Origin of the sequence: Gordonia spumicola, from assembly GCF_009932475.1 — a bacterium.
Classification (GTDB): Bacteria; Actinomycetota; Actinomycetes; order Mycobacteriales; family Mycobacteriaceae; genus Gordonia; species Gordonia spumicola.
The window spans coordinates 38,410-51,331 of sequence record NZ_BJOV01000002.1 but is presented as its reverse complement, the minus strand read 5'-3'; the positions used below and the strand labels follow the sequence as shown (position 1 = coordinate 51,331).

At 66.9% G+C, this 12,922-nt stretch carries 11 protein-coding genes; 6 read left to right on the top strand and 5 right to left on the bottom strand.

Translation table 11 applies throughout. The features are described from left to right. Nucleotides 1-10: 10 nt before the first annotated feature. On the top strand, nt 11-1,534 hold the full coding sequence (lysS, locus tag GYB83_RS02195) for a lysine--tRNA ligase (RefSeq protein WP_161893944.1): 1,524 nt from the start codon (nt 11-13) through the stop codon (nt 1,532-1,534). Between the two features lie 268 nt (nt 1,535-1,802). After that, on the top strand, nt 1,803-3,221 hold the full coding sequence (locus GYB83_RS02190) for a VWA domain-containing protein (RefSeq protein ID WP_161893943.1): 1,419 nt from the start codon (nt 1,803-1,805) through the stop codon (nt 3,219-3,221). Between the two features lie 82 nt (nt 3,222-3,303). Here the strand turns inward: GYB83_RS02190 and GYB83_RS02185 are convergent, their stop codons facing one another. Further along, complete coding sequence (locus GYB83_RS02185; RefSeq protein ID WP_267130314.1) at nt 3,304-3,447, bottom strand: LuxR C-terminal-related transcriptional regulator; 144 nt, start codon at nt 3,445-3,447, stop codon at nt 3,304-3,306. A gap of 1,000 nt (nt 3,448-4,447) precedes the next feature. On the opposite strand from GYB83_RS02185, the gene GYB83_RS02180 reads away from it, so the two are divergent. Further along, entirely contained in the window at nt 4,448-5,626 is a 1,179-nt protein-coding gene (locus GYB83_RS02180) for a cutinase family protein (protein ID WP_161893942.1), read from the top strand. Nucleotides 5,627-5,630: 4 nt separating this feature from the next. Here the strand turns inward: GYB83_RS02180 and GYB83_RS02175 are convergent, their stop codons facing one another. After that, entirely contained in the window at nt 5,631-5,873 is a 243-nt protein-coding gene (locus tag GYB83_RS02175) for a hypothetical protein (RefSeq protein ID WP_228461134.1), read from the bottom strand. Between the two features lie 119 nt (nt 5,874-5,992). Then, a complete protein-coding gene (locus GYB83_RS02170) occupies nt 5,993-6,859 on the bottom strand; it encodes a LuxR C-terminal-related transcriptional regulator (protein WP_161893941.1) in 867 nt (288 codons plus the stop codon). Nucleotides 6,860-6,898: 39 nt separating this feature from the next. Between GYB83_RS02170 and GYB83_RS02165 the strand changes: the two genes are divergently transcribed. Next, nucleotides 6,899-8,452 carry an AMP-binding protein gene (locus GYB83_RS02165; RefSeq protein WP_161893940.1) on the top strand — a complete coding sequence of 518 codons (1,554 nt, stop codon included), beginning with the start codon at nt 6,899-6,901 and terminating at the stop codon, nt 8,450-8,452. A gap of 82 nt (nt 8,453-8,534) precedes the next feature. Here the strand turns inward: GYB83_RS02165 and GYB83_RS23320 are convergent, their stop codons facing one another. Together GYB83_RS23320 and GYB83_RS02155 are read right to left on the bottom strand one after the other, a co-directional pair. After that, entirely contained in the window at nt 8,535-9,137 is a 603-nt protein-coding gene (locus GYB83_RS23320) for a hypothetical protein (RefSeq protein WP_186349698.1), read from the bottom strand. 125 nt (nt 9,138-9,262) lie between these two features. Beyond that, nucleotides 9,263-10,804 (bottom strand): FadD3 family acyl-CoA ligase, encoded by a 1,542-nt coding sequence (locus GYB83_RS02155; protein WP_161893939.1) that lies wholly within the window; start codon nt 10,802-10,804, stop codon nt 9,263-9,265. Nucleotides 10,805-10,846: 42 nt separating this feature from the next. Between GYB83_RS02155 and GYB83_RS02150 the strand changes: the two genes are divergently transcribed. Beyond that, on the top strand, nt 10,847-12,109 hold the full coding sequence (locus GYB83_RS02150) for an acyl-CoA dehydrogenase family protein (protein WP_161893938.1): 1,263 nt from the start codon (nt 10,847-10,849) through the stop codon (nt 12,107-12,109). Then, nucleotides 12,106-12,906 carry an SDR family oxidoreductase gene (locus tag GYB83_RS02145; protein ID WP_161893937.1) on the top strand — a complete coding sequence of 267 codons (801 nt, stop codon included), beginning with the start codon at nt 12,106-12,108 and terminating at the stop codon, nt 12,904-12,906. Before GYB83_RS02150 ends, GYB83_RS02145 begins: the two co-directional genes overlap by 4 nt. Nucleotides 12,907-12,922: the final 16 nt, after the last annotated feature.

The window sequence follows — 12,922 nt, the reverse complement described above, 5'->3', positions numbered from 1 at the left end:
CCTAGGTGTCGTGAGCGAGCAGCAGAACGACGATCAGACCCGCGACGACGACCAGACTCCCGAGCAGCTGCGGATCCGCCGTGAGAAGCGCGAACGGATTCTGGCCGAAGGACGTGAGGCGTACCCCGTCGAACTCGCTCGCACCCACACGTTGCGTGGAGTCCGCGACGAGTACTCGCACCTGGAGGCGGGCGCCGAGACCGGTGTGATCGCCGGAGTCGCGGGCCGCGTGATCTTCGTCCGGAACAAGGGCAAGCTGTGCTTCGCCACCCTCCAGGAGGGCGACGGCACGCAGCTGCAGGCGATGCTCAGTCAAGCGAAGGTCGGGGAGTCCTCGCTCGCGAGCTGGAAGGCCGACGTCGACCTCGGCGACATCGTCTACGTGCACGGCGAGATCATCTCCTCGCGCACCGGGGAACTGTCGATCATGGCCGACGCCTGGGAGATGGCGTCCAAGTCGCTGCGTCCGCTGCCTGTCGCGCACAAGGAGATGAACGAGGAGTCGCGCGTCCGCCAGCGGTACGTCGACCTGATCGTCCGTCCGGAGGCCCGCGAGATCGCACGTACCCGCGTGAAGGCGATGGCCGAGCTGCGTCGTTTCATGACCGAGCGCGATTTCCTCGAGATCGAGACGCCGATGCTGCAGACGCTGCACGGCGGCGCGGCGGCCCGTCCGTTCGTCACGCACTCCAACGCGTTCGACATGGACCTGTTCCTGCGTATCGCACCCGAACTGTTCCTCAAGCGGGCGGTCGTCGGCGGCATCGAGCGAGTCTTCGAGGTGAACCGCAACTTCCGCAACGAGGGCGCCGACTCCACGCACTCGCCCGAGTTCGCGATGCTCGAGACCTACCAGGCGTACGGCACCTACGACGACGCCGCCGTCATGACTCGCGAACTGGTGCAGTCGGTGGCGCTCGCCGCGGTCGGCACGCTCACCCCGACCATGCCCGACGGCAGCGTCTACGACCTGTCCGGGGAATGGAAGTCCGTCTCGATGTACCCGTCGCTGTCGGAGGCACTGGGTCGGGAGATCGTGCCGTTGGAGACGACGGTCGACGAGCTTCTCGCGATCGCCGCCGACGTCGGCCTGGAGATCCCGAAGGGCAAGGGCTACGGCCACGGCAAGCTCGTCGAAGAGCTGTGGGAGCACATGGTCGGCTCCACGCTCGACGAGCCCGTGTTCGTCCGGGACTTCCCCGTCGAGACGTCTCCGCTGGTCCGCGCGCATCGCAGCATCCCCGGCGTCGTCGAGAAGTGGGACCTGTACGTCCGCGGCTTCGAACTCGCCACCGGCTACTCGGAGCTGATCGACCCGATCATCCAGCGGGAGCGCTTCGTCGACCAGGCGCGCCTGGCCGCGGCGGGCGACGACGAGGCGATGGTCCTCGACGAGGAGTTCCTCGCCGCGATGGAGTACGCCATGCCCCCGACCGCCGGAACCGGCATGGGCATCGACCGCCTCCTGATGGCGATCACCGGACTCGGCATCCGTGAGACAGTCCTCTTTCCGCTGGTCAAGCCGGTTCAATAGTCTCTAGGTCGTCGAGCCGACCCAAGGATGTGCGGCGGCGGCCGGTGGCTGGTCTCGTGTCCCGGACCAGCACCGACCGTCTAGGAACTTCCGAAACACGACACCGGGTCCGAACGGTTCAATCTCGCCTCGTTCCATGGAGTTCAGTTCCGGAGGCCGGTATATCTCCTCAATGGAAGCGATCGCAGTTTCCGGCGAATCGACGAGGAGCGAGGTCATGGGACCGGTGGACAAGAGGCATCAGCGCGGCAGAAGATTCTGGAGCGGAGTGGGTGCTGCGATCTCGGCGGCTCTACTTGCGACGATGGTGGTGGTCGCCGCACCGGCGGCGGCCGCGCCCGGCTCGAGTGTGCTGTTCGTCGTAGACAACTCCGGGTCGATGTCGGGGGCTCCGCTACAGCAGGCGAAGGAAGCGCTCCACGAAGGAATCGGTGCGCTCTCCTCGGGGCAAGCCGCTGGTCTGCGTTCCTTCGAAGGAGACTGCTCCAGTTCCGGTCAACTGTTGGTTCCGGTCGGGACGAACAATCGTCAGGCCCTGACGTCGGCGACGAACGGGCTCGGTACGGGCGGCGGAACGCCGACACCGCAGGCTCTTCGGGCTGCTGCCGCGGATCTGCCCGCTACCGGTGACCGCACGATCGTCTTGATCAGCGATGGTCAGAGCACGTGTGGTGATCCGTGCGCGGCGGCCCAGGAACTGAAGAACCAATACGGTATCGACTTCCGAATCCACTCGGTCGGATTCAACGCACCGGATCAGGCAGAGACCGAACTGAGCTGCATAGCGCGAGTGTCCGGAGGCAAGTACGTCACCGCGACCAACAAGGACGAGCTGGCGAACGCTGTCAAGTCGGCGGTCGAATCGAGCAATCCGCAACCGACCGGTGCAAGCTGCACGAACCCCGACAAGGGCGGCAGTGAGCTCGCCGACATCATCTACATCGGTGTACGAGGTTCGGGCCAGACGACTGGAATGGGAGCTCAGGCGTGGAGCTACTACCGGGACTCGCTGCGGCCGGCCGCCGAGCGCGCCAAGCGAACGACGACGTATGTCGAACTCGGGTACTCGTCGGCGAGCGTCCTCGCACTGCTTCCGAATCCGGCGATCTACAAGGGCAGCTATGACACGGGCCTTGAACTACTACGTTCTAAGGTCCGACTGATCGCAAACGAACTCTTGTGGGCGTCCGAGAAGGGCGCGAACTGCCGCAATGCGAAGATCGTGTTCGGCGGGTACTCACAAGGCGCGCTCATCGTCCACCGGTTCCTACAGGATCCGACTTGGCTTGAGAACCCGGGCACGCGGTTTGGTCTCGGACCGCATTGGGGCGGTGCGATCCTGTTCGCAGATCCTGATCAGTTCCCGGGCGACGGACTGCAGAAGAGCCCGGTGAATGTGCGGTCCAAGGGGATTGCGCAGAGCTTCCCCGGAACCGGTGCCACCCGCGCGAAGGTCACCGGAAAATACGCGAGCAACTCGTACTCGGTGTGTGTGCTCGCAGACCTCGTGTGCGACTTCGGTACAACGGCGCTGGTCTCCCGGAATCCCATTGCCGGAGCGGCGGCGATCAGCGCCGGTGCCGCGATCCACACGACGGCGTACACGTCGCAGGTGCTCCCGCCCTACTACGGTTGGGCGGCAGCCGACCTGACTCGGAAGGTGGTCGGAAGCTCCAAACCAGCATGACGTCGTGCTGTCCGGCGAGCCGGATTTGCTGACACGGTGGGCGGTCTCGTTCGGGGCCGCCCACCGTGCTGCGGGTCGGCCGCTATATCACCAGGCGGATCCGACGGGCATTGACGACGGCCTCGAAACGAGTCGACGCGTCGAGTTTCACGAGCAGTCGTTTCACGTGGTCTTTCACCGTGTAGACGCCGATGCCGAGGTGCTCGGCGACGGCGGCGTTCGACAGGCCCGCGGCGATGAGGCCGAGGACGTCCTGCTCGCGTGAGGTGAGGTGGACCGTGGAGATGATGCAGGCTCTGCTAGATTCCGACCGTCGAGAAGCTGTTGCGCCGACCCTTTGAATCCGCCCCAGTGGAAATACGCAGGGAACCTACGTCGTCACCGGGAATCAATCATCAAGTGGCTGATTCGGCCAGATGGTTCATATGGATGTATGAACCTGGGGATCATCGTGGCGAGCTGTCGCGAGAATTGAAAAACTTGGGTGTCTGCTCGGCCCGAAAGGGGTATTTGTGAAGCGAATCGTGACTGGGATCGCGGTGTGCCTATTGGTTGTGCTGATTGGTGCGACCGGGCTAGTCGGTATTGTTCTAGGATCCGCGTCCGCAGACGTCCTGTCCGCAGATATCGCGGTCTCGATCGCTGAGAGGCCGACCGCTACTAGCGAGAAGTATGTGCTGGCGGTGTCGAACAATACGGATCCGCGGACCGGCCCTGGATATGGCACAGGAGCTACCCTTGCGCTCTACTGCACCGCGAAGGTTTATCGCCCGGCGATTTCGGCAAGGGTGGATGCTCTCGCAGAGGCATATAACTGGCCCGGAGCGAGAGATTCCGATCCGCAGATTCGATCGCTTGAAGAAGAGACCTCGTCAGAGGTTGTAGGCGGTACGAACTACAGTGCGTCTGTGGATGCCGGAACTACTGGCAGTGTCCAGCCGACAAAGTGGTACCGAACCGCCGAGGACGGTGGGTGGGGTGGTGGTGTTTGGAACGAGTCCTCGTCACATGTGTTCTTGGTGGTGTGCCGCAATGCCTGGGCTCAATCCGACAGTACCTACTGGCAAGCGGTTACTGTGCTAAGCAAAGGTGCGACCACCGATCCCGAGCCGACAGACGAAGGCTGTTTGAACACCACCTATTTCTTGGGCGTCCGCGGTTCGGGAGAAGACCCGCAGCCTGCGTCCGCTGACGGTGATGACACCGGTCCCCGTCCTGGCGGGATTGTGAATCGGCTCGACGACGAGTACGGGAAGTTCTTCTACAACGCCGACCGACCGAACAAGGGGATGGGCACGCCGGTCGGGTCGATGGTCCGTGACGTGTCGAAGGCGTCGGAGGGCAAGTTCATTCCGCTCGGCATTGCCTACCCGGCGGTGAAGGTGAGTCCGGGATCCCCTGTGTACCCGATCGAGTACCGGTCGTCGGTCGACCTCGGGTCGCACACGGTTGTCACGGTCCTGGAACGTCTCGCGTCGTACTGTCGCGGCAAGCTCCCGAATGTCGTTCTCGCCGGATATTCCCAGGGTGCCCACGTGATCGAGGACGCGCTCGCCGAGATCAACGACTCCTCGCCGTCACTCGCGGCCCTGCTGAAGAAGGTCGTCCTGATCGCCTCGCCGATTCATCGGGCGACGGGCCCGGAGAATGTGGGCGGAGCCCCGACGGCCGGTGCACTGATCCGAACGGCGAAGCCGGGACGCGCGGCGTTCATCGCCGCGCACCCCGGCGTCGTGACGTCGATCTGCCGCCCGGGTGATCTCGTGTGCGATGCTTCGTTCGCCGACGGACTTAGCGATCCGTCTGCGTTCCTCGGTGTAAGCCTCACGAATAGCCTCGGCGCCCGCATCCACACGTCGTACGAGAACAGTGACATCCCGTGCCCGGTGACTGACCTGCAGCAGTTCACCACGGTCTGCGCCGCGAACGCGGTGTCGCAGAAACTCGGCTGGCCGTTGAACCGGCACGTCGTGAGCGCGCCCGCCGATCCCGATTCGGATCGTGATCATCAGTACTCCACGCGACCGGGCCAGAAGGTCGACGTCATGTACTTCCTCCGAACGGGAGCGTCGGCGGGCATCTCCAAGCTGGTCAACGTGTTCATGTACTCGACTCCGGTCAAGGTGGGAACAGTGACGATCGGCGACGACGGGTTCGGGGTCGGAAGCATCACGATCCCGGCGAACGCCGAACCCGGAGCCCACAAGCTCGTCTTCCGCCGCGACGACGGGCAGACGTTCACCAGGTCGATCGTCGTCGGGTCGTCCGGCGACTCCGAACTCCTGCTGACTCTCGACGGTTCGGAGCCGGATGCGGAGCCGTTCCCGATCGATCCGGTCACGCCTGTCGATCCTGTCGATCCCGACGATGGAAACGGCAGCCTCGGAGGCCTGTTCGGGAGCTGAGCGCTCAGACGTCCATGCCCCCGTTGCGGGCGTGGGTCATCGTCGTGCTCTGACCGTCGAGGGTCTCTCGGATGATGTCAGCGCGCAGTGCCGCGACCGTCTTCGCGTACTGCACATCGTATTTGTCGGCCCATTCGGCGACCGTCTCGTCGTCGGTGAGTTCGTATGCGTGGACGGTCGACGCCATGTCGAACTCGGCGGTCGGGTCGACGGCGATGCGGAAGTTGGCGGACTCGTCGTCGAACAATGCGATGAGGTCGTCGATCTCAGCCGCGCGTCGACGGTACGTCGCGTGGCGGCCGGTCCGGGCGCGAAACCGGATTGTCGGTCGCGGTGACCGGGATGGACGTCACCGAGTGGTGAACGTCAGGGGATCAGGCGGATCCGACGGGCATTGACGACGGCCTCGAACCTCGTCGACGCGTCGAGTTTCACGAGCAGTCGTTTCACGTGGTCCTTCACCGTGTAGACGCCGATGCCGAGGTGCTCGGCGACGGCGGCGTTCGACAGGCCCGCGGCGATGAGGCCGAGGACGTCCTGCTCGCGTGAGGTGAGGCGGACCGCGGCCTCCGACTCGGGAGCGTCGTCGGCGAGGGCATCGGCGATCTCCAGCATCTGGGAGCGCAGCGCGTCGTCGGTCGTCGACCCGGCCAGCGCGCGCAGGCGCGTGTGCGACTCCTGGACCCGCGCACGCCAGGCGGCGACGTCACGTTCCTCGTCGTCGGTTCGCAGGGTCGCGAGGACGTCCGCGACGGCCAACTGCTGTTCGATCCGCCGCGCCTCGTCGGTGACGGCGTCGAGGGACATCCCCAACTCGTCGTGCGGATTGCGACGGGCCGCGTAGAGGACGCCGATGTGCTTGCGGCCCACGATGATCGGTGCGGCGACCATCGCCCGCAGGCTCTCCGCGCGGATGATCGCGTCGTAGGTGTGGGTGATCAGCGGCGACCGGACGTAGTCGTTGACGGCGGCGGCCCGCTGTCTGCCGAGGACTCGCCCGCCGAGTCCGTGACCGAGGTCGACCATCGCGCCGCGCAGGGGCCCGACGACATCGCCGTCGAACGCGAAGAGCTCCAGGTTGTCGGTGCCGTCGACCATACGGCCCGCGAATGTGAGACCCGCGCCCGTCGATCGGCGCAGTCGCTCGAGCGGCTGCCGCAGCCGCCTCGCGAGGTCGTCGTGCGGCGCACCCCTCTTCAGAGGGTTGTCCGTGGTAGGGGTCACAGTGATCATTGTTCCATTCCTTGCCACGAGACGAGATGGAGTGCCGACATGACCGATGGACGCCAGGCCGCCGAACGCCAGGTGCGCGAATGGCTCGACGAGTACAGCGCACCGACGGCCGGCGCCGCACACCTGCTGTGCGACCGGCACGACCCGTCGACCGTCGCGTTCACGCTCGTCGAACCGGATCTGACGTCGACGCCGTTCACACACGGCGAGCTGGCCGACGAGTCGCGACGCATGGCGACCGTGCTCGTCGCCAACGGTGTCGCGCGCGGCGACAAAGTGCCGGTTCTGCTCGGCAAGCGACGGGAGTTGATCGTCGCCCTGGTGGCGCTGTGGCGGATCGGCGCCGTCCACGTCCCGTTGTTCACGGCGTTCGCGACCGGCGCGATCGTCCTGCGCGTCGAGGGCGCCTCCGCGTCGGTCGTGATCACCGACGCCTCACAGCGCTCGAAGGTCGACCCGATCGACGCGGTCACCGTCCTCGACGTCGACGAGCTCGCGGCCGCGGCCGTCGATGCGGAACCGTTCACCGACGACGCCGCGATCGGTGGCGACGGCACCCTCGTCCAGCTGTACACCAGCGGCACCACCGGCAAGCCGAAGGGCGTTCCGGTGCCGTTGCGCGCGCTCGCGGCCTTCCAGACGTACCAGCACTACTCGCTCGACGTCGCCGACGACGACGTGTTCTGGAACGCCGCCGACCCCGGTTGGGCGTACGGCCTGTACTACGCGATCCTCGGGCCGCTGGTCGGCGGCCGCACCAGTCTGCTGTTCAACGCCGGGTTCACGCCCGAGTCGACGGTCGCCGTGCTCACCGCGTTCGGCGTCACCAACTTCGCCGGAGCCCCGACCATGTACCGGGCGCTGCGCGCGGGTGCGGACACGTCGGGGGTGGCGCTGCGCCGTGCCTCGTCCGCGGGCGAACCGTTGACTCCGGACATCGTCGAATTCGGGCTCGCGCACTTGGGCACCGAGGTCCGCGACCAGTACGGCCAGACCGAACTCGGCATGGTGATCGGGAATCACTGGCACGCCGACGTGGCGCTGCCGCTCAGGTCCGGATCGATGGGGCAGCCGATGCCCGGCTACGCCGCCGGGATCGTCGACGGCCAGATCGCACTCGACGTGGAGAACAGTCCGCTGCTGTGGTTCACCGGCTACGACGCGGCTCCGGAGAAGACGGCCGAACGGTTCACGAAGGACGGCGCCTGGTACCTGACGGCCGACACCGGCAAGGTCGACGACGACGGCTACTTCTCCTTCACCGCCCGGGACGACGACGTGATCCTCGCCGCCGGCTACCGCATCGGCCCATTCGACGTCGAGAGCGTCATGGTGAAGCACCCGTCGATCATCGAGGTCGCCGTCGTGGGACGCCCCGATCCGGAGGGCATTCGCGGGGAAGTGGTCGAGGCGTTCGTGGTCCTGCGCGAGGGATTCACCGGCTCCGATGAACTCGAAGCCGAACTGCAGGCCCTCGTCCGCGACGGGTACTCCAAGCACGCCTACCCGCGTCGTGTCCACTTCGTGGAGTCGCTCCCGAAGACCCCGAGTGGCAAGGTGCAGCGATTCATCCTGCGTCGGGGCGACGCGTAGCGCATGCCACGCGAAGATCGGTCTGCTCATCGTCAGTGGACGGCAGTGCGTCGTCGACAGACGATGAGGAGACCGATCTCAGTCAGAACATGTCGAGCAGGCTGATGTCCAGCAGGTAGTACAGCAGGATTCCGAGCGCGCAGATCCCGGTGACGATGAACAGGACGGGCGCGCCCATCGTGATCGCGAAGTAGGCGGCGACCACGCCGACGACGGCGTAGATGGCGGGTTCGATCTGGTCCAGGAGCCAACCGAGAACCGTCAGGATCGCCATCAGGACGGCGCCGAGGATGCCGAGTGCGCGCAGTGTGTTCTGCAGGGCGGGACTGCGACCATTCGACGGCTGTTGCGGCTGTTGCGGAGGCATCCCCGGGTGCGGTCCGGCCATCGGCATCGGCGGCCGGTGCTGCACCATCGCGGGGGCCGGTGACGACGGCGGAGGAGGAGGCGGCGGCGGTGGTGCGAATGCGGCCACCGGAGCCGGCGCGGGCTTGGCCGAGAACGGATTGGCTATCCCCGGCCGAGGTGCGGTCGACGGAGTCCGGGCCGGAGCGGCCGGTGGATCGGCCACCCACAATTGCCATCCGGCGGGAGCCGGACCCCATCGCGGATCGGGCCGCCACCCCGCGGGTGGAGTCCAGTTCGGGGGCGAGGCGGGCCAGTTCGGTGGAGGATTGAATCGCATGCGACGAGCGTAGGCCCGTGACCGCCGGAAACGATCCTCTGATCAGCGGTAATGAACCGTTCAGGGGACTATGTGATCATTCGGTCGTGCGACGCCGGCCGTGCGGGTGACCCGCGTCGACGCAGCTATGTCATCTCGCGCTTGAGGATCTTGCCGGAGGCGTTGCGGGGGAAGGCGTCGACGAACTCGACGGTGCGGGGGACCTTGAAGTTGGCGAGATGCTCGCGGGCGTGTGCCAGGACGTCGTCGACGGTGACGGTCGTGTCGGGCAGGGTGGTGACGAAGGCCTTGCCGACCTCGCCGAGACGCTCGTCCGGCACTCCGATCACGGCGACTTCGGTGACCCCGGGGACACGGGACAGCGTCTGCTCCACCTCGGCCGGATAGACGTTGAACCCGCCGCAGATGTACATGTCCTTGAGCCGGTCGGTGATAGTCAGGTTGCCGCGCTCGTCGAGGGTCCCGATGTCGCCGGTGTGCAGCCAGCCGTCGGCGTCGATCGTCTCGGCGGTCGCCTCCGGATTGTCGAGGTAGCCGCGCATCACCATCGCGCCGCGGGTGAGGACCTCACCCTGCTCGGACAGCTTCACCTCCATGCCGTCGAAGGCGCGACCGCAGGTGGTGGCGACGGTGACGGCGTCGTCGTCCGGGCGGCAGGTGGTGATGAAACCGCTGGTCTCGGTCTGTCCGTAGGCGGTGACGACGGTCTCGACGCCGAGGTCGGACTGCAGCCGCTCGATGAGGACGACGGGCACGATCGTCGCGCCGGTGACGATCAGGCGCAGGCTCGACAGGTCGTAGTCGCCGCGGTTCGGGTCGTCGAGCACTGTCTGGAAGATCGTCGGCGCGCCGGGGAACACCGTCGCCCTCTCCTTCGACACGAGCTTGCACGCCTCGGTGGGGGAGTAGACGGCCAGCGGCAACATCGCGGTGCCGAACAGGACGCACGGCAGGATGCCTGCCTTGTAGCCGAACGTGTGGAAGAACGGGTTCACCATCAGGTACCGGTCGTCCTCGGTCAGCGCGCCGTTGGCGCCCCACGCGTGCGAGCCCGCGATCGTCTGACGGTGCTCGGCCAGCACGCCCTTCGGTGCGCCGGTGGTGCCGGAGGTGAACAGGATGTCGGACAGGTCCTCGCCGGTCACGGCGTCGGCGAGTGCGCGGGTAGCGTCTGCGGCCTCGTCGCTCACGTCCATGAACTCGTCCCAGGCGACGGCCCCGTCGGCGGTGACGGGCTCCTCGAGTGGCACGCCGATCACGGTTCGCCCCTCGGCGATCGGTGAGGCGAGCACTTCGGTGAGGCGATCGATCCCCGCGAACACGCCGGACGCGACGACGATGCGCGCGCCGGATCGGTCGACGATGTCGGACGCCTCGCTGACGGTGTAGCGGGTGTTCAGCGGCACGAGGACGGCGCCGGCGTAGTGCGTTCCGAGCGCGGCCACCGGCCAGTGATGGCTGTTGGGCGCCCAGACGGCGACGCGGTCGCCGGGCCGCACGCCGAGGCCGACCAGGCCTGCGGCGAATCGTCGCACACGTCCGGCGAATTCGCTCCAGGTGAGACGGACGGGCTCGGCCCACTGCTCGTCGACGATCGCGGGGCGGTCGGGCCACTGGGCCTCCGCGCGGTGCAGTGCGGCGGGGGTGGTGAGCGGAGTCGGAAGCATGAACAAAACCTAGCAAATGCTTGGTAGGTTAAGCTAGCGATCATGACGACGATCAACCTCGCCGATCGGGCCGTCGACCTCGGCGAATGGGCGGAACGCACGCCCGATGCGGCAACCGTCTTCGCGCAGGCCGTCCGCGACTGGCTCACCGACAACCTCGTCGGCGACTTCGCGGCCCTCCGCGGTCGCGGCGGCCCCGGCAGCGAGCACGAGTTCTTCGCCGAGCGCCTCGAATGGGACCGACACCTCGCGAAGTCGGGCTGGACCTGCCTCGGCTGGCCCGTCGAACACGGCGGTCGTGGCGCGACGATCGAGCAACGGATCATCTTCCACCAGGAGTATGCGCGCGCCGATGCGCCCGCGCGCGTGAATCACCTCGGTGAGGAGCTCCTCGGCCCGACGCTCATCGAATACGGAACCCCCGAACAGCAGGCGCGGTTCCTCCCGCACATCGTCGACGTCACCGAACTGTGGGCGCAGGGCTACTCCGAGCCGGGTGCGGGCAGCGACCTCGCGGGCGTGGCGACGTCCGCGGTCCTCGACGACGGCCAGTGGGTGATCAACGGTCAGAAGATCTGGACGTCGCTCGCGCACCTCTCGCAGTGGTGCTTCGTCATCGCGCGCACGGAGAAGGGCTCGAGTCGCCACAAGGGCCTCAGCTTCCTGCTCGTGCCGCTCGACGCCGACGGCGTTACCATCCGGCCGATCCAGCAGATCACCGGAACCTCCGAGTTCAACGAGGTGTTCTTCGACGACGCCAGGACCGATGCCGACCTCATAGTCGGTGAGCCCGGTGACGGCTGGAAGGTCGCGATGGGCCTGCTGCAGTTCGAGCGCGGCGTCTCCACGCTCGGCCAGCAGGTCGGTTTCCGACGGGAACTCGACGAGCTCGTCGACCTCGCCGAGCGCAACGGCAGCGCCGCTGACCCGGAGATCGCCTCGCGTCTGCGCCGCGCGAAGGTTGGCCTGGCGGTGATGGAGGCCAATGCCCGACGAACCCTCGCCGGCGACATCGTCTCCGAGGCGGGCGCGGCGTCGGTCACCAAGCTGCTGTGGGGCAACTGGCACCGCGATCTCGGCGAACTCGCCGTCGCCGTCGCCGGAGCCCCGTCGTTGATCGGTCCACCCGCGACCACCGAGGGCCGCGTCAACGACATCACCGACCCGGAGAACGTCGAACTGGACGAATGGCAGCGTCTGCTCCTGTTCACCCGCGCTGACACCATCTACGGCGGCTCCAACGAAGTCCAGCGCAACATCATCGCCGAGCGCGTCCTCGGCCTTCCCCGAGAGGCACGTCCATGACCACATCCCCGCTCGCCACTCCGCCCGAGGAGATCGGCGGCCACGACCTGCTCAAGGGCAAGAAGGTCGTCGTCACCGCAGCCGCGGGCACGGGCATCGGCTTCGCCACGGCTCGTCGCGTGCTGCTCGAGGGCGGCGACGTCCTCGTCTCCGATTTCCACGAGCGTCGCCTCGGCGAGACCGTCGAGAAGCTCGCCGCCGAGTTCGGCGCCGAGCGAGTGACGTCCCATGTCTGTGATGTGTCGTCCACCGAACAGGTCGACGCCCTGATCGCGGCCGCCGCGGACAAGCTCGGCCGCATCGACGTCCTCGTCAACAACGCGGGACTCGGCGGCGAGACGCCGGTCGCCGACATGACCGACGAGCAGTGGGACCGCGTCGTCGACATCACGCTGACGAGCACGTTCCGCGCCACGCGCGCGGCCCTGCGCTACTTCCGCGATGCAGGCCACGGCGGAATTCTGGTGAACAACGCGTCGGTCCTCGGCTGGCGTGCCCAGCGAGGTCAGGCCCACTACGCCGCCGCGAAGGCGGGCGTCATGGCGCTCACTCGCTGTTCGGCCGTAGAGGCCGCCGACTACGGCGTCCGCATCAACGCCGTCGCCCCGTCGATCGCCCGTCACCCGTTCCTGGCGAAGGTCACCTCCGACGAACTGCTCGACGAGCTCGCCTCGCGTGAGGCGTACGGCCGGGCCGCCGAGGTCTGGGAGATCGCCGCCACCATCGCGATGCTCGCCAGCGACTACACCACCTACCTGACCGGCGAGATCGTCTCGATCTCCAGCCAGCGCGCATAACTCCCGGAGGAACATC